General features: G+C 72.3%; 16 protein-coding genes and 2 tRNA genes. 14 read left to right on the top strand and 4 right to left on the bottom strand.

The annotated features are described in order from the left end of the window. The first annotated feature begins 149 nt into the window (after nt 1–149). The 5 genes from proB to ACIPPS_RS22710 all read left to right on the top strand — a co-directional run bounded on the left by proB (nt 150) and on the right by ACIPPS_RS22710 (nt 5,593). Nucleotides 150–1,277 (top strand): glutamate 5-kinase, encoded by a 1,128-nt coding sequence (gene proB, locus ACIPPS_RS22730; protein WP_401434991.1) that lies wholly within the window; start codon nt 150–152, stop codon nt 1,275–1,277. Between the two features lie 164 nt (nt 1,278–1,441). Then, nucleotides 1,442–1,921, top strand: a complete 480-nt coding sequence (locus ACIPPS_RS22725) for a hypothetical protein (protein ID WP_401434989.1) — start codon at nt 1,442–1,444, stop codon at nt 1,919–1,921. A 311-nt stretch (nt 1,922–2,232) separates the two neighbouring features. Beyond that, nucleotides 2,233–3,516 (top strand): glutamate-5-semialdehyde dehydrogenase, encoded by a 1,284-nt coding sequence (locus ACIPPS_RS22720; RefSeq protein WP_401434987.1) that lies wholly within the window; start codon nt 2,233–2,235, stop codon nt 3,514–3,516. A gap of 112 nt (nt 3,517–3,628) precedes the next feature. Then, nucleotides 3,629–4,243 (top strand): hypothetical protein, encoded by a 615-nt coding sequence (locus ACIPPS_RS22715; protein ID WP_401434984.1) that lies wholly within the window; start codon nt 3,629–3,631, stop codon nt 4,241–4,243. A 267-nt stretch (nt 4,244–4,510) separates the two neighbouring features. Next, nucleotides 4,511–5,593 carry a hypothetical protein gene (locus ACIPPS_RS22710; protein ID WP_401434981.1) on the top strand — a complete coding sequence of 361 codons (1,083 nt, stop codon included), beginning with the start codon at nt 4,511–4,513 and terminating at the stop codon, nt 5,591–5,593. Here ACIPPS_RS22710 and ACIPPS_RS22705 read toward each other — a convergent pair. Then, nucleotides 5,578–6,777, bottom strand: a complete 1,200-nt coding sequence (locus ACIPPS_RS22705; protein WP_401434978.1) for a M48 family metallopeptidase — start codon at nt 6,775–6,777, stop codon at nt 5,578–5,580. The two genes, ACIPPS_RS22710 and ACIPPS_RS22705, sit on opposite strands and share 16 nt — an antisense overlap. 225 nt (nt 6,778–7,002) lie before the next feature. On the opposite strand from ACIPPS_RS22705, the gene ACIPPS_RS22700 reads away from it, so the two are divergent. The 8 genes from ACIPPS_RS22700 (at nt 7,003) to ACIPPS_RS22665 (ending at nt 11,478) form a co-directional block, all read left to right on the top strand. Next, nucleotides 7,003–7,164 (top strand): hypothetical protein, encoded by a 162-nt coding sequence (locus tag ACIPPS_RS22700; RefSeq protein WP_401434976.1) that lies wholly within the window; start codon nt 7,003–7,005, stop codon nt 7,162–7,164. 52 nt (nt 7,165–7,216) lie between these two features. Continuing rightward, nucleotides 7,217–7,834, top strand: coding sequence for a nicotinate-nucleotide adenylyltransferase (gene nadD / locus ACIPPS_RS22695; RefSeq protein ID WP_401434973.1), 618 nt, complete (start codon nt 7,217–7,219; stop codon nt 7,832–7,834). 22 nt (nt 7,835–7,856) lie between these two features. Then, nucleotides 7,857–9,620 carry an LCP family protein gene (locus ACIPPS_RS22690; protein WP_401434970.1) on the top strand — a complete coding sequence of 588 codons (1,764 nt, stop codon included), beginning with the start codon at nt 7,857–7,859 and terminating at the stop codon, nt 9,618–9,620. A gap of 80 nt (nt 9,621–9,700) precedes the next feature. After that, on the top strand, nt 9,701–10,141 hold the full coding sequence (rsfS, locus tag ACIPPS_RS22685) for a ribosome silencing factor (RefSeq protein WP_401434967.1): 441 nt from the start codon (nt 9,701–9,703) through the stop codon (nt 10,139–10,141). Then, nucleotides 10,138–10,791, top strand: a complete 654-nt coding sequence (locus ACIPPS_RS22680) for a histidine phosphatase family protein (RefSeq protein ID WP_401435801.1) — start codon at nt 10,138–10,140, stop codon at nt 10,789–10,791. Before rsfS ends, ACIPPS_RS22680 begins: the two co-directional genes overlap by 4 nt. An 85-nt stretch (nt 10,792–10,876) precedes the next feature. After that, nucleotides 10,877–10,949, top strand: a tRNA-Ala gene (locus tag ACIPPS_RS22675). 148 nt (nt 10,950–11,097) lie between these two features. Beyond that, nucleotides 11,098–11,241: a hypothetical protein gene (locus ACIPPS_RS22670; RefSeq protein WP_401434964.1), complete on the top strand. Its 144-nt coding sequence runs from the start codon at nt 11,098–11,100 to the stop codon at nt 11,239–11,241. Nucleotides 11,242–11,244: 3 nt separating this feature from the next. After that, on the top strand, nt 11,245–11,478 hold the full coding sequence (locus ACIPPS_RS22665; protein ID WP_362411073.1) for a hypothetical protein: 234 nt from the start codon (nt 11,245–11,247) through the stop codon (nt 11,476–11,478). On the opposite strand, the gene ACIPPS_RS22660 is transcribed toward ACIPPS_RS22665, so the two are convergent. Further along, nucleotides 11,457–12,683, bottom strand: a complete 1,227-nt coding sequence (locus ACIPPS_RS22660) for a glycosyltransferase 87 family protein (protein WP_401434961.1) — start codon at nt 12,681–12,683, stop codon at nt 11,457–11,459. The genes ACIPPS_RS22665 and ACIPPS_RS22660 overlap by 22 nt on opposite strands. Nucleotides 12,684–12,803: 120 nt before the next feature. Here ACIPPS_RS22660 and ACIPPS_RS22655 point away from each other — a divergent pair. After that, nucleotides 12,804–12,876, top strand: a tRNA-Ala gene (locus ACIPPS_RS22655). An 82-nt stretch (nt 12,877–12,958) separates the two neighbouring features. Here the strand turns inward: ACIPPS_RS22655 and ACIPPS_RS22650 are convergent. Both ACIPPS_RS22650 and ACIPPS_RS22645 read right to left on the bottom strand, forming a co-directional pair. Continuing rightward, entirely contained in the window at nt 12,959–14,536 is a 1,578-nt protein-coding gene (locus ACIPPS_RS22650; protein ID WP_401434958.1) for an NADH-ubiquinone oxidoreductase-F iron-sulfur binding region domain-containing protein, read from the bottom strand. Beyond that, complete coding sequence (locus tag ACIPPS_RS22645) at nt 14,533–15,813, bottom strand: hypothetical protein (RefSeq protein WP_401434956.1); 1,281 nt, start codon at nt 15,811–15,813, stop codon at nt 14,533–14,535. The genes ACIPPS_RS22650 and ACIPPS_RS22645 overlap by 4 nt, the downstream gene beginning before the upstream one ends. Between the last annotated feature and the right edge of the window lie 438 nt (nt 15,814–16,251).

Below are 16,251 nucleotides of genomic sequence, written 5' to 3'. Positions count from 1 at the left end.
CCGCTGACCTCCCCTTCCGCGACGCGAGTCCTTCCGTTCCACTCAGCGGAATGGGCGGGCGCCGGGCGCCCCCGCTCGCGTAGATTGCCGCCTGACATCCGAGTGGGGCGACGGCGCCGGTGACGGCGGTACAGGTGGCGGCGGTACAGGTGACAGTGGCTAGGCAGTTCGTGACGGAAGCCCGCAGGATCGTCGTCAAGGTCGGCTCGTCCTCACTCACCACCGCGTCCGGCGGCCTCGACGCCGACCGGGTCGACGCCCTCGTCGACGTCCTCGCCAAGGTCCGCAGCGGCGGCGAGAAGGAGGTCGTGCTCGTCTCCTCCGGCGCCATCGCCGCCGGACTCGCGCCGCTCGGCCTCACCCGCCGCCCCAAGGACCTCGCCCGCCAGCAGGCCGCCGCCAGCGTCGGCCAGGGACTCCTCGTCGCCCGGTACACCGCCTCCTTCGCCCGCTACGGCGTCCGCGTCGGCCAGGTCCTGCTCACCACCGACGACACCAGCCGCCGGGCCCACTACCGCAACGCCTACCGGACCCTCGACCAGCTCCTCGCCATGGGCGCCCTGCCGGTCGTCAACGAGAACGACACCGTCGCCACCGACGAGATCCGGTTCGGCGACAACGACCGGCTCGCCGCCCTCGTCGCCCATCTCGTCCGCGCCGACCTGCTCGTCCTGCTCTCCGACGTCGACGGGCTCTACGACGGAGATCCGGCCCGGCCGGGCACCTCGCGGATCGCCGAGGTCGGCGGCCCCCAGGACATCGCCCACGTCGAGATCGGCTCCGCGGGCAAGGCCGGGGTCGGCACCGGCGGCATGGTCACCAAGGTCGAGGCGGCCCGGATCGCCGCGGCCGCCGGCATCCCGGTGGTCCTCACCTCCGCCAGCCGCGCCGCCGACGCCCTCGCGGGCCGCGACACCGGCACGTACTTCCACCGCACCGGCCGCCGCTCCGCCGACCGGCTCCTCTGGCTCGCCCACGCCTCCACCCCGCAGGGCAGCCTGACCCTGGACGAGGGTGCGGTACGGGCCGTGGTCGAGGGCAAGAAGTCGCTGCTCGCCGCCGGAGTCGCCGCCGTCGAGGGGGAGTTCGTGGCGGGCGACCCGGTCGAACTGCGCGACACCGACGGCCGCGCCGTCGCCCGCGGGCTCGTCAACTTCGACGCCAAGGAGATCCCCCGGATGCTCGGCCGCTCCACGCCCGAGCTCGCCCGGGAGCTCGGTCCGGAGTACGAGCGGGAGGTCGTCCACCGCGACGATCTGGTGGTCGTCCGGGCCTGATCCTCCCCTTGCGACGGGCGTGTGGAGAAACGGCTGAAAGACCGGCCATCCGGTAGGGACCTTTACCAAAACCGCCCCACGTGCGGCCTCGGACTGGTCAACTTTGTCTCGGGGACAAGACAAGGGCGGGTACAGCACCACACGCATCAAACAGGAGGCCGCCGGTGAGACGAGCGCGCCCAGGGGCACCGCCCCGCGGGACAGCCGAACGCGCCCTGACCAGTGTCGAGGCCGGAGCCGACTTCGACGAGGGACAGGGCACCGAGACCGCGCAGGGACGCGGTGAGGAGCGGCCGGTGGTCGCCTCGAAGCTCTGGCACATCACCCTCAGCGTCTCGGGCGCCGAGGCCCCGCTGAAGGAGGTCAGGCGCGGCCTCGAGCAGCTGGCCCATGACCATCCCTTCCTGCTGACCAGTCGCTACGCCAATGATCACGCGGAGATCCGCTACTGGGAAGAGGCCCGTGACCTGCACGATGCCGCGGCGGTCGCGCTGCGGCTGTGGGGCGAGCACCGGCAGAGCGCCAAGCTTCCGCCGTGGGAGATCGTCGGTCTCGAGGTCATCGACCGCGAGACCTACCACCTACGCATCGCCGAGGGCTACGGCCCGCCGCCGGCCGCCCCGGTGGGCGTGCACCCGTACTGACGGCGCGCGGGCCCGTACCGGCGGGTGCACCACTCGTACGTGGGGGTGCGTGCGGCCGTACCGGCGGGGCGTGCGGCCGTCCCGGGGTGCGTGCGGCCGTACTGGCGGCGCGTGCGGCCGTACTGGCGGCGCGTGCGGCCGTACCGGCGGCGCGTGCACCCGTACCGGCGGGGCGCGCATCCGTACTGACGGCGCGTGGGCCCGTCCCGGCCGACGCGCTGCCTCCGCGGGTGTGAGAAGGGCGTCTCGGAGTGCGGGATGCGAACGGCATTCGTGAGGGATGTCCGCAGAGGTGCCAGTACCCTGCGGACATGACCTCGCTCACGCCCCTCGACAACCTGTCCCCGGTCGCCCGGGCCGCCTACAGCGCCCGCGCCGCCGCCGCCGAAATCGCGCCACTTCCGCGCGCGGCCAAGGACGACGCCCTGCTGGCGATCGCGGACGCTCTCGAGGTCCGTACCGCCGAGATCGTCGAGGCCAACGCCGAGGACATCGCCCGCGCCCGCGAGGCCGGGACCAGCGAGACCGTCATCGACCGGCTCACCCTCACCCCCGAGCGCGTCCGCGCCATCGCCGCCGACGTCCGTGACGTGGCCGCCCTGCCGGACCCCGTCGGCGAGGTGGTCCGCGGCTCGACCCTGCCCAACGGGATCGACCTGCGCCAGGTCCGCGTCCCCCTCGGTGTGGTCGGCATCATCTACGAGGCCCGTCCCAACGTGACCGTCGACGCGGCCGCCCTCTGCCTCAAGTCCGGCAACGCCGTGCTGCTGCGCGGCTCGTCCTCCGCGTACTCCTCCAACACCGCCCTGGTGAAGGTCCTGCGTGACGCCGTCGGGGGCGCCGGTCTGCCCGCCGACGCCGTCCAGCTCGTCCCCGGCGAGTCCCGCGACTCGGTACGGGAGCTGATGCGCGCCCGCGGCCTGGTGGACGTCCTCATCCCGCGCGGCGGCGCCTCCCTGATCCGCACCGTCGTCGAGGAGTCCACCGTCCCCGTCATCGAGACCGGCACCGGGAACTGCCACGTCTACGTGGACGCGCAGACCGACCTCGACATGGCCGTCGACATCCTCGTCAACTCCAAGGCCCAGCGGCCCAGCGTCTGCAACTCCGCCGAGACGCTCCTGGTCCACCAGGACATCGCCGAGGCCTTCCTGCCGCGCGCCCTGGCCGCCCTGGCCGACGCCGGCGTCACCGTCCACGGCGACGAGCGGGTCCTCGCCCACGCCGAGGGCTCCAAGGCCACCGTCGTCCCGGCGACCCCCGAGGACTGGGAGACCGAGTACCTCTCCTACGACATCGCCGCCGCCGTCGTGGACTCCCTCGACAAGGCCGTCGAGCACATCCGGCTCTGGTCCTCCGGTCACACCGAGGCGATCGTCACCACCTCGCAGGCCGCCGCCCGCCGCTTCACCCAGCTGGTCGACTCGACGACGGTCGCCGTCAACGCGTCCACCCGTTTCACCGACGGTGGCCAGTTCGGCTTCGGCGCCGAGATCGGCATCTCGACGCAGAAACTGCACGCCCGGGGGCCCATGGGCCTGCCCGAACTGACCTCGACGAAGTACATCGTCACCGGCGACGGTCACACCAGGTGACCTGGTTTCCCCCGTTCGGCCCCGCTCCCGCGGGGCCACGGGGGACCGGACGGTCAGGGATGGTTCGCACTCTCCCTGCCCAAATCGCCCTCCCCGGTCTACTCTGAAAAACGTGCCGGACGACGTGGGGGGCAGGCCGTTCCAGGACGGCAGGGACCCTGAGAACTCGGACGACCGCGGGGGCGCGGAGGACGACTTCGCCACCGTGGTGTTCGACGAGGACTTCGTACGGGCCGCCGAGGTCCATGAGCCGACCGCCGTGGAACGCCTCCTGGCGGCCGCACAGGCGCGCGCCGAGGCGGAGGCCGCCCGTGCCAGAGCCGGTGGCGGACCCGGCGACGACGACCCCTACGAGGACGGCTACGACCCCTCGGACCCCTTCGGCCGCTACGGCGGCGCGTACGACCCGGACGACCCCGACGGCGACTCCGGTCCCTACGGTCCCCACGGCGGCGCCCTGCGCCCCTACCGGGGCAGCGCCCGCTGGCACCGGCCCGTCGCCTGGGTGCTCGCCCTGCTGATGGGCGTCGGCATGGTGGCCCTCGCCTTCAGCGCGGTCTACCGAGGCGCGTCCGCCAACCGGCAGGACCAGATCCCGGCCCCCGCCACCACGGGCGCCACCACCGGCGTCGACAAGCCGCGCGGAAACCCTCCGGCGGTCACCGCCCCCTCGGCCTCCGCCGAGTACTCCACACCATCCGCCCCCGCCGTCCAGCACACACCCTGAGGGCACGCGGCCCCCGCCCGGACATCGGGAGGGGCCCTGCGCCCGCGTGCGCCCCGACCCCCGACCGGGCACCGGGCGGGGCCGTCCGGGCGTGCGTCCCGGCCCCGACCGGACAGCGAGCGGTCCCTGCCGGTGTGCGGCCCGGCCCCGACCGGACACCCGACGGGGCCCTCCCCGGAGTGCGTCCCGGCGCGCGTCGGAGGCCTTCCGGACGAGTCCCGGACCTCTCGGCGTTTACCGGAGCCGTGTCCGACCTACTCTGAAGGTATGGCAGGGCGTGGCGACCCGCCTGAGGGGCCGGCTCCCGACCCCGGCGGTGGTGAGGACGAGTACCGATCCGTCGTCTTCGACGAGTCGTTCGTCCGCGCTGCCCGGCTCCAGGAGTTCTCCGCGGAAGAGCGGTTGGGCGAGCACTCCCAGGCCGTACGCTCCCGCCCCGGCCGGGAGCCCAGGAGCGGCTCCCGCCAGGCCGTCCTGCTGGTGCTGCTGATCCTCCTCGCCTTCGGCACGGCCATCTATCTCGGCGTCCGCAACCCCTATCAGCCCCCCGTCGACCAGCGGGCCGAACCGCTGCGGATCACCATGGTCCCGCTCGCCCCGCAGGGCCAGGTCCCGGGCGGGCAGCCCGCCCAGCTGTTCGAGCACAGCCCCGCCGCCGCGTACCGCACCGGCGCCGCCGGCATCAACCTCCCGGCCACCGGGCGCACCACCCACTTCTCGGAGAGCCAGGTGGTGACGGCCCTCTCCATCGCCAAGGACTATCTCGTGGCCTCCTCCCTGGAGCCCGACGTGCTCGCCGGAGTGACGGTCCGCCCCGCCCGCCTGCTGCTCGACCCCGACCAGCTCGCGCAGTTCGACCAGAGCGTCGATTCCTCGCTCGACGACGGCCGCCACGCCGAGGCCGGCTGGCTGGTGCGCTTCGACCCCGCCGAGGTCTCCCTCGCCGACCCCGCCGTCCGCGTCCAGGGCACCCTCCGCTTCGCGGAGACGGCCGCCGACATGCTGGAGGTCACCGCGGACCACACCTTCACCTACGCGCTGCGCCCGGCGGCCGCCGACACCAAGCCCGAGGCGGCCGCGTCCCTCTTCACCGTCCACCGCGCGCTGCACTTCCGCTTCGACCGCGAGGACCTGCGGATGCACCGCGCCGAGCTGCTCGCCAGCACCGTCCAGGCCGGTCCGCAGGCCTGCGGACCGGACGCCGCCGGAGCCTTCCGCCCACTGCTCGCGGGCGAACGCACCACGGCCTCGGATGCCGGCCGGGCCGTCACCGACCCGTACGCCACGGGCCGGCCGGGCGTCTCCTCGCTCTGCGGGACCCTCGCCCCGGGCGCTCAGCCCTGGCCCTGACCCCCGCCGTCCCGGTCGCCCTCGCCGCCGGGGCCGCCCTTCTCGCCACCGCCGCTGCCGCCGCCCGTTCCGCCGCCGCCCGTTCCGCCGCCGCCCGTGCCGCCGCCGGTCCCGCCGTTCTTGCCGCCGTCGCCGCGCGGGGCCCCGCCGCCGAACCTGCTGCGGAGCTTCCCGCCCAGGTCACCCGCCAGGTCGCCCGCGCCACCGGCGATGTCGCCGACCAGCTTCATCAGCGGGTCCTTGCTGGTGCGCACCGATTCGGCGTAGTGCCCGGCCGACTCCCGGAAGGAGTCGGTCACCGAGGTGTCCTTGTCCTCCGTGCGCCGCGGGTAGTGACCGTCCATGATCCGCTGGTAGTCCCGGGTCTCGGACCACTTCTTCAGCTCGGCCGCCCGCACCGTGGTGAAGGGGTGCGTGCGCGGGAGCACGTTGAGGATCTTCAGGACGGAGTCGCGCAGGTCGCCGCCCTTCTCGTACTCGTCGGCCTGGGCGAGGAACGCGTCCACGTTCATCTCGTGCAGGTGGTTGCCGCCGGCGATCTTCATCAGACCGCGCATCGAGGCGTGCAGGTCCTGGCCGACGAGGAGCCCCGCCCGGTCCGCCGACAGCTCGGACTTGCGGAACCACTCCCGCAGCGCCGTCACGATCGCCATGATCGCCACGTTCCCGAGCGGGATCCAGGCGACCTTGACCGCCAGGCTGGTGAGGAAGAGCAATATCGTCCGGTACACCGAGTGCCCGGAGAGGGCGTGGCCCACCTCGTGGCCGACGACCGCCCTCATCTCCTCCTCGTCGAGCAGCTCCACCAGACCGGTGGTGACCACGATGATCGGCTCGTCCAGGCCGATGCACATCGCGTTCGGCTTCGGGTCCTGCGTGACGTACATCGGCGGGACCTTCTCCAGGTCCAGGATGTAACACGCGTCCCTCAGCATGTCGTTGAGGTGGGAGAACTGGGCCTCACTCACCCGCACGGAGTCGGAGAGGAAGAGCAGTCGCAGGCTGCGCTCGGGCAGCAGGCCGCTGAGCGCCTTGAAGACCGTGTCGAAGCCGGTGAGCCTGCGCAGGGCCACGAGCGCCGACCGGTCCGCCGGGTGCTCGTAGGCACGTGAGGAGATACCGGGGAAGCGCCTGCGCTGCCTGCTCGGCACGTTCCCCTGGTCGTTGTCGGACTTCTCTGTCATGGATGCCCCCTGTTCGTACGAGACCTTGCTCGTCCCCCTGACGCGACCCAGCCTAGGTGCTGGGGTCCCGGCCCGCCGGAGCCTGTGGATAACTCGGGCATGGGGGACGACGGAGGGGTACGACAGCCCGGTCAACGACTGAGTCGGCGTGAGCGTGCCCGGACGGCCCGCATACGATGTGCGCGAAGTCTCGCTCCCATCCCCGATCGATAGGTCCTGCTGAAGATGAGCCTCCACAGCACCGCCGCGAACCTGGTCATGCTCGCCGAGGGCGCCGAGCACGGCGGCAACCACGACAGCCTCAGCCCTTACCTCACCGGTTTCGGCGCGCTCGGCGCGCTGCTCCTGCTGCTGTGGATCACCACCCGCTTCAACCGCGACCGCTGACCCGCAGACCGGACCGAAGACGCCCGCTGCCGTGCCAGTAGGCTCTGCACGCATGGGAGAGCAGGAAGTGCCTACTGGCGGCCGCGCCAAGCGCCGACTCGGCGTGATGGGCGGAACGTTCGACCCGATCCACCACGGACACCTGGTGGCCGCCAGTGAGGTGGCCGCCCTGTTCCACCTCGACGAGGTGGTGTTCGTGCCGACCGGGCAGCCGTGGCAGAAGAGCGACAAGGCGGTCTCGCCGGCCGAGGACCGCTATCTGATGACGGTCATCGCCACGGCGTCCAACCCGCAGTTCTCGGTCAGCCGTATCGAGATGGACCGGGGCGGGCCGACGTACACCATCGACACGCTGCGGGACCTGCGCTCCCTCAACGGCGACTCGGACCTCTTCTTCATCACAGGCGCCGACGCGCTCTCGCAGATCCTCACGTGGCGCGACGCCGAGGAGCTCTTCTCGCTCGCCCACTTCATCGGCGTCACCCGACCGGGCCACGACCTCACGGACGACGGCCTGCCCAAGGGGGGCGTCTCGCTCGTCGAGATTCCCGCGCTCGCCATCTCGTCCACCGACTGCCGGGCGAGGGTCGCGAAGGGCGACCCTGTCTGGTATTTGGTCCCGGACGGTGTGGTGCGCTACATCGACAAGCGCCAGTTGTACCGCGGCTAGTGAGCCTCGGAGAGGGGCACCGGTGAACGATCAGAACCCGTACGACCCGTACTACCCGCAGCCGCAGATCATCGGCTACGACGCGTACGGACAACCGGTGTACCAGCAGGTCCCACCGCAGGCGCAACAGCCGTACGACGCGTACGACCCGTACGCCCAGCAGCAGCCCACCCAGCAGCCCGCCCAGCAACAGGGCCAGGCGCAGGGCCAGCAGCAGGGGTACGGCTACGACGCCTACGGGCAGCCGGTCCAGCACCAGCAGCCCTCTCAGCAGCCTCAGCAGCCCCCTCAGCAGCTCCAGCAGCAGCAGGCCCCTCAGCAGCAGCCGCAGTACGACCCGTACGGGCAGCCGCAGCAGCAGGGGTACGGCTACTCCTCGTACGACACCGGCCAGCAGTGGGCCGTCCAGGGCGACACGGCTCCGGCCGCCGCACCCGCGCCCGCTCCGGCCTCCCCGGTGGCCGCGCCGCCCGGTGTGCCGGGCCAGCGCCCCGCACCGGAGAGCGGCGGTGACCGGGACCGCGACTACCGCACCGAGCAGTTCTCGTTCATCGAGGAGCCCGACGAGGACTCCGAAGACGTCATCGACTGGCTGAAGTTCACCGAGAGCCGCTCCGAGCGGCGCGAGGAGGCCAGGCGGCGCGGGCGCAACCGGGTCGTCGCGCTGATCGTCGTCCTCGCCCTCGCCGCCGTCGGCGGGGTCGGCTACCTCTGGTCCGCGGGCAAGCTCCCCGGCATGTCCGGCGAGGAGCAGAAGCAGAACGCGGTGGCCGGCCCGCAGAAGCGGGACACGATCGTCGTCCACCTCCACGACATCAAGAGCGGCAGCACCTCCACCGCCCTCCTCGTCGACAACTCCACGACCGGCCAGGGCACGACCGTCCTGCTCCCCAACAGCCTCTCCGTGTCCAACGCGGAGGGCTCCGCGACGACCCTCGCCAAGTCCGTCGAGGACGACGGCGCCAGCGGCACCCGCGAGGCCGTCGGCAACCTCCTCGGTACGAAGATCACCGGAACCTGGCGCCTGGACACCCCGTTCCTGGAGAACCTGGTCGAGCTGGTCAGCAACATCGACATCACCACCGACGTCACCGTGCCCAGCGACAAGAAGGGCGAGGACCCCCTCGTCGCCAAGGGCGAGAACCAGACCCTCAACGGTCGCGCGGCCGTCGCCTACGCGACCTACCGCGCTCCCGGCGAGGCCGAGGCCAAGCAGCTGCAGCGCTTCGGCCAGGTGCTCTACGGGGTCCTGCGGAAGATGTCCGACGACCCCAAGGCCAATGCGGACACCATCGCGACACTGGTCATGATCCTGGACCCGTCCCTGCCGGAGAAGGACCTCGGCGCCTCGCTCGCCGGGCTGGCCAAGCACGCCAAGGGCGGCGCCTACAAGACGGCGGTGCTCCCGGTGGAGCAGGACGGCTCGCTCAGCGAGACCGCGGCCGACAGCGTGGTCAAGGACATCCTCGGCGGCAAGGTGAGCGCCCCCGAGCAGGGCGCGGCGGTCCGGGTCTCGGTCCGTGACGCCACCGGCAAGGACGCCACCGAGCCCGCCCGGGTCGTGCTGGTCAACGGAGGCTTCTCCTTCGTGGGCGGCGCCGACGCGGAGACCCAGGAGACGTCGGAGGTCCTCTACGGCGACGACGCCCAGAAGGCGACCGCCGCCGAGGTCGCCACGACGCTCGGCCTGCCGGCCGGTGCGGTCAAGAAGGGCAAGCCCGCCGGAAACGCCGATGTCACGGTCGTTCTGGGCCAGGACTACAAGATCCCCGGGAGCAAGAAGTGACCCGTTCGTAATCGTATCCGGGGCGGTCGGCGGTACGTGAGACCCTTGATGTGTCTCTGACCGCCGACGAAAGCCTGCTTGTGACCGCCACGGATCGCTCCATCGAGCTCGTCAACGCCGCCGCCCAGGCGGCGGCCGACCGGCTCGCGCACGACATCATCGCGTACGACGTCAGCGATGTGCTGTCGATCACCGACGCATTCCTGCTCGCCTCCGCGCCCAACGACCGCCAGGTCAAGTCGATCGTCGACGAGATCGAGGAGCGGCTCAACAAGGAGCTCGGCGCCAAGCCGGTCCGCCGCGAAGGCGACCGCGACGCCCGCTGGATCCTCCTGGACTACGTCGACATCGTCGTCCACGTCCAGCACAGCGAGGAGCGCGTCTTCTACGCCCTCGAGCGGCTTTGGAAGGACTGCCCCGAGCTGCCCCTCCCCGAGGACGCCCTGAAGACCCGCGGCAAGGCCGCCGAGCACGCCGCGCTGACCGGCGCCGGCGACGAGACGGACGGTGAGCTGAGCTGAGCACCACCAGGGGCGGCAGTGGCCGCCGCATCGTCCTGTGGCGGCACGGCCAGACGTCCTGGAACCTGGAGCGCCGCTTCCAGGGCTCCACGGACATCGAACTGACCGAGACCGGCGTCGCCCAGGCGCGCCGGTCCGCCCGGCTGCTCGCCTCGCTCAAGCCGGACGCGATCATCGCGTCCGACCTGAAGCGGGCGGCGGCCACCGCGGCCGAGCTGTCCGCGATCACCGGCCACCTCGTCACGCACGACCCCGCCCTGCGCGAGACGTACGCGGGGGAGTGGCAGGGGCTGACCCACGACGAGATCGTGGCGCGGTTCGGCGAGCAGTACACCGCCTGGAAGCGCGGCGAGCCCGTGCGCCGGGGCGGCGGTGAGCTGGAGACCGAGGTCGCCGACCGGGCGGCCCCGATGGTCCTGGAATACGCCGACAAGCTGCCGGAGGACGGCACGCTCGTCGTCGTGAGCCACGGCGGCACCATCCGCACCACCATCGGCCGGCTCCTCGGCCTGGAGTCGCACCACTGGGAGAGCCTCGGCGGACTCTCCAACTGCTGCTGGTCCGTCCTCGGCGAGGGCGCCCGCGGCTGGCGACTCATGGAGCACAACGCCGGCACGCTGCCCGAACCGGTCCTCGGCGACGACGACTGAGCGGTCCGCCGCACCGGATTTCACTTTCCGGCAGGTCACAGGCTAAAGTTCTTCTTGTTCGCAGCGCGGAGCGCGGAGAACACGAGGGGCTATAGCTCAGTTGGTAGAGCGCCTGCATGGCATGCAGGAGGTCAGGAGTTCAATTCTCCTTAGCTCCACAGTTACCGAATCCCGTCCCCATCAGGGGGCGGGATTCGTCGTTTTCGCCCTATCCGTTCCGAGCCCGCTGACCCCCTTGCGGTGCCATGGCAGAATCGGACGGCCGGAGGGGAACGAGGGTCCGGGCGGGAGGAGTGCGCGTTGGCCGTGAGCGGTGCCGAGGATGCCGAGGCCCATGCCGCAGGTCTGATCGACTGCCCCGCGTGCGGTTCCGCCCAGATGGCCCCCATGCTCGGTGACAACGGCGGAGTGTCCTATGTGTGCACGTCCTGCGGCCACAGCTGGAGCTGAGTGATGGGTGCACACAGGCGGAAGTGCGACTGGTGCGGCAGCGGTACGCCCATCGTCCGGGACATGGACCCCGTCAACGTCGAATACCAGTACTGGTGCGAGGAGTGCGCGCGGGCGCTGATCATAAAAGGCGACCCGATCGAGACCTACCGCGAGCTCGAAGGGGAGCCGATCTACGGCCGGCTCCTCGACGAACACTGCACCCTCAAGCGGTTCTACTCCTTCGCCACGGCCTGACGCCGTCGCGTGAGCACGTAGCCCACGAACAACGCCGTCATGGTCAGCGGATAGACCGCCGAGAGCAGCATCTGTCCGGCGTTCTGGTCGAGTTCGGGACGGCCCGGGTCGTGCGGTACCCACCAGAGCGCGAACGAGGCGAAGACCAGCGCCACCGCCCAGATCGTCCAGGCGGGCCGGATCCGGTCGCGACGGTCCACCAGCAGGATCAGCAGCGGCACGCACCACACCCAGTGGTGGGACCACGAGATCGGGCTGATCATCAGCGCCGTGACCGCGCAGACGACGACGGCCAGGGCCTTGTCGCCGCGCAGCGCGGCGCGTACGGCGAGCGTCATCGCCGCGCCTCCGAGCACGGCCGCGACGACCGCCCACAGGAGACCCGGGTCATCGGTGTGCAGCAGCCGGGCCAGCACCCCGCGCAGGGACTGGTTGGCGGTCTCCTCGGCGAACCCGACCCGGCCCGTCTCGAAGAGCGTGTGGGTCCAGAAGCGCCGGGAGTCGTACGGCAGGGCCAGCGCACTCGCGAGGGTCGCCCCGAGGAACACCGCCGTCGCCGTCGCGGCCGTGCGCAGCCACGCGTTCCAGCTCTTCTCGCGGCGCCACCGGAGCAGCCCGACGGCCAGCAGCAGGACGACGAAGAGCCCGGGTGTGAGCTTCACCGCAGTCGCCAGACCGATGCCCAGGCCCGCCCAGCGGCTGCCGTCACGGCGTGTGAAGTCCCACAGCACGGCGACCGCGATCAGCAGGTTGATCTGCCCGTACCGCAACGTCGTCCACACCGGCTCGCACCAGACGACGACCGCCGCCACCCAGAGCGTGGTGCGCCACAGCCGCTCGGCGGACAGGGACGGCCGGACCAGACGCACCGAGAGGTGGACCAGCGCGACCACCAGGAGCAGGTTCCCGGCCGTGGCCAGCGTCCGCATCAGCGGGACGTCGACGAAGGTCAGCGGGACGAACAGCAGCCCCGCGAACGGCGGGTAGGTCATCGCGAGGTTCGCCGAGGTGGCGCGCATCGCGTAGAGGTCGCCGCCGGCCCGTACCGTCTCCCCCTCGGCCCGGTAGACCATCACGTCGAGCATGTTGACGTGGGCGAGCCGCTGCGCCACCCAGAAGGCGACGAAGGACACGAGACAGACCGCCACGGCGGTGGCGAGGGGCCACTGACGGGCGCGGGTTCGGGCGAGGACGGTCACGGTCACAGAGGGGGACCCTACCCGCCGAGGTCGGACGGCCAGGGAAACGATTTGGTGGTTCCCCCGGAGGCCGGTTAATGTTCTGTCTGTCGCCGCGGGGGAAACCCGGAACGGGGCGGACAGCAAGGGGCTATAGCTCAGTTGGTAGAGCGCCTGCATGGCATGCAGGAGGTCAGGAGTTCAATTCTCCTTAGCTCCACAGCAAAAGAAGCGGACCATCCGGATCGGGTGGTCCGCTTCTTCGTGTGCGGTGGGCCGTCGCGCCCTGGCGTGCCGGGGCGTCAACCCCGGCCGCTGCCCAGTGCCTTACGGCCCCCGCCGGGCGGCAGCGCCGGTCGCTCCTGGGGCGCCTGCTCGACCCGGAGCGCCAGCGCGGGACAGCGGCGTACGGCCCGCTGCGCCCGCCCGCGCAGATGGGTGGGCACGGCGGCGTCGGCGAGCGCCGGATAGCCGTCCGGGCCCATCCTGATCAGCTCCGGCACGATGTCCGCGCACAGCCCGTGGCCCTGGCAGAGCGTCCAGTCCACGGCCAGCTTCTCGCCGCTCGGAATCGACTCCTCCGAGTCCAGGTGGCCGGGGCCGGGGAGCGGCAGCACGCCGACGGTCGGGCGGCCGCAGCCGCCGCCGAGGACATGGGCGGCCAGGTCGTCCGTGAAGGCCGAGAGTGTCGAGGCGAGGAAGCGGGCCGAACCGTCGGGGTGCTTGCACGCGCCCCGGCCCTTGACCGCCTGGGTGACCGCCCGCAGCGCCTCCAGGGCGGCCGGGCCGCCCCCGTTCAGGAGGTCGGAGAGACCGCCGGCCGCCGCGGGGAGCCCGAGCCGGCAGGGACCGCACTGGCCGGCCGTCTCCGCCGCCAGCCAGTTCGCCACCCGCAGGGACTCCCCGAGCGGGCAGGTCTCCGGCCCGATCGGCAGGATCGCCCCGGCCCCGAGCGCGCCGCCGACAGCCGCGAGGGACGCGCGCGAGACGACCGCCTCGTCGACCGAGACCGCGTCGATCCAGTTGCCGTGGTAGCCGCCCGTGAGGACGCCCTGGGGCAGCGGAGGGGCACCGGCGAGCTGGAGGACGTACCGCAGCGGGACCCCGGTGGGCACCTCGACGACCATGGGGCGCGCGACCGCACCGGACAGGGTCAGCAGGACCGTGCCGGGCTCCGAGTCCAGGCCGGTGTGGCGGTAGCGGCGCGGGCCGATCCTCGCCGCCACCGCCAGCTGGGCGAAGGTCTCGGCGTTGGACAGCAGCGTCGGCGCGCCCCCCACCCCCGACTCCGCCGCGCGCTCCCGCCGGCCGGGCGGCAGGGCGGGGCCACCGCCCGCCGCGCGGATCACCGCCGAGGCCTCCCCGGAGACCATCCGCTCGGGAGTGCGGACGACACGCGCGCGTAGAGCCTGTCCCCGCCGGTCGGAGAGGCCCCGCTCGGCGAGTGCGGCCCGGACGGATATCTCCGTGGAGTTACGGGTCACGGCCACGATCAGCGTCCGGGCGCCGAGTGCCTCCGCCGCGAGCAGCGCGCCGTCCAGGATGAGGTGCGGGGCGCGGTTGAGCAGCACGGTGTCCTTGCGGCAGGCGGGCTCGCCCTCACTGCCGTTGACCACGACGACCGGGCGCACCCCACGGCGGATCGCCGCCTCGCCGACCGCCCGGAGCTTGCGGCCGAAGGGAAAACCGGCGCCACCGCGCCCGTGGAGGGACATGTCGTCCGCGAGCCGGGCCAGCTGGTCACCGCTCATCGGGTCGAGCGGCCCGTGCACCTTCAGGTGCATGTCGAGGCCGAGCCGCTCGACCAGGTCGAAGCCCTGGGTGAGCTGGGGCAGGCCGACCACCCGGACCTCGGGGACGTCGGGGAGCGGTGCGTTCACGGGCGGTCTCCTGAGGGCGCGGTCCAGGGCTCACCCGCGGGCGGCGGGGTGGCGTACGGAGGGGCCGGGGGCGGCGCCGCGTACGTCGGCATCGAGGGCGGGGAGCCGTAGGTCGGCGTCGAGGGCGGCGAGCTGTAGGTCGGCGTCGAGGGTGGCGAGTTGTAGGTCGGCATCGGGGGCGGGGTGGCGTACGTCGGCATCGCGGGCGAAGGAGCGGGCCAGAAGCCGGGGCGGACGGGAGGGTCGGGGACGACGGGTATCTCCTCGGTCAGGGGGACGCGCTCGGCGAGCGGGGTGGTGACGTCCTCGGCCGCGTACGGGACGCCGTCGGGCACGTACGGAGCGGGTTCGGACGGATGGGGGAGGGGCTCCGCCGCGTACCGAGCGTGCGCGTGCGCGTGCCCAGCGGGTTCGGGTGCGTACGACGGGGGTGCGGGTGTGCGTGTGGGGCGCTCGGGCGTGCGCGCGGGGGGTTCGGGCGCGGCGCGGGACACCGCGCGGTAGGCGGCCGCGAAGCCGGCGGGGACGCCGGGAGACGGACGGTCGAGCCACTCGGCGGAGACGGTGGTGGGTTCGTCGTGGACGGGTGCGGCGGACGGGCTCGCCGTGCTCTCGCCGTTGTCGGGGAAGTCGCCCCCGTCCGGCTCCGGGGGCCTGGTGCGGCCTTCCAGGGAGGCCATGAGACCGGCGAACCGGTCCGCGAGCGCCCGCTGCGTGGGGGCGGGCAGCAGCCGCAAGGAGACGGCCGCCGCGACCGCGGCCAGCGCCAGGCAGTACAGGACGAGGACCCAGGTGGCGGCGGGCCGTCCCGCGTACAGGCCGTGGATCAGGGCGAAGCACCAGGCCGGGTACGCCAGCATGTGCAGCGGCCGCCAGCGGGCGGCGAAGCGGCTCCGGCCCGCCAGGGTGCTGCGCAGGGCGCCGGTGGCGGCCGTGACGACCATCAGGAGCCCGGCGAGGGAGCCGAAGCCGATGAGCGCCGAGGTCCCGGTGACGCCGAGACCGAAGGGGAGGAACGCGCCGAGCGGCTCGACATGGCCGAGGGCGACCTTCACGGTGCCGTGCAACAGCAGGAAGCCGAGCGCGGCGACCGCGGTGGCGCGGTGGATCCCCTGGGCGAGCAGTCGGTGCCGGGTGGAGAGCAGCAGCCGGTCGGTCGCTATCAGGCCCCACCCGATCGACGCGGTGAGCGACACCAGGGACAGCACGCCGCTGGTGAAGTCGAGGGCAGCACGGAATCCGTCGCTGCCGCCGAGGACGAGCAGAGGAACGATCACGAGCGCCGCGATCGATATCCCGCGCTGAGCCGGCCGGCTCAAACCGGTTCGCAGGACGGGGGACGAGCGGATCTTGCGATGAGGGTTCATGGGTGCGACTCCGAATGGTGCGGATAAGCGGTCCCGTTGCGGCATGCTAAGTCGCTGCATACCGACCGGTAGGTGGTTTGCTCGTTTACGCGGCACGGGAAGCGGAACTGACTTTGGGGTTGCCCCGGATAGGGGCGATACGCGGAGTAACCCGGGCGCCTCGGGCGCCTTCGAGCGTCGGCCGTTCGCGGGGTGGAACGTCGGTGCGGCCCGCAGGGGCCCTGCGGTACCCTGACGCCATGCGTGCCGTACGCCTTCTGCTTAGCGAGCCGCGCTGATCAGTCCCGACGGATGAAAGATCCGGTCGGAATCGGCGCGGCGTCCCCTCCTGTGCGAGGGGATTTTTCA

This window comes from Streptomyces sp. NPDC090127, from assembly GCF_044746945.1.
Classification (GTDB): Bacteria; Actinomycetota; Actinomycetes; order Streptomycetales; family Streptomycetaceae; genus Streptomyces.
Note: the sequence above shows the minus strand (reverse complement) of the source record. Positions and strands in the feature narration are given on the sequence as shown.

Excerpts from the sequence above, each read along its gene's own strand:
- ACIPPS_RS22705 (WP_401434978.1), bottom strand. The coding sequence starts at position 6,777 with ATGACAGAGAAGTCCGACAACGACCAGGGGAACGTGCCGAGCAGGCAG.
- ACIPPS_RS22665 (WP_362411073.1), top strand. The coding sequence starts at position 11,245 with ATGGGTGCACACAGGCGGAAGTGCGACTGGTGCGGCAGCGGTACGCCC.
- ACIPPS_RS22710 (WP_401434981.1), top strand. The coding sequence starts at position 4,511 with ATGGCAGGGCGTGGCGACCCGCCTGAGGGGCCGGCTCCCGACCCCGGC.
- nadD (WP_401434973.1), top strand. The coding sequence starts at position 7,217 with ATGGGAGAGCAGGAAGTGCCTACTGGCGGCCGCGCCAAGCGCCGACTC.
- ACIPPS_RS22700 (WP_401434976.1), top strand. The coding sequence starts at position 7,003 with ATGAGCCTCCACAGCACCGCCGCGAACCTGGTCATGCTCGCCGAGGGC.
- ACIPPS_RS22720 (WP_401434987.1), top strand. The coding sequence starts at position 2,233 with ATGACCTCGCTCACGCCCCTCGACAACCTGTCCCCGGTCGCCCGGGCC.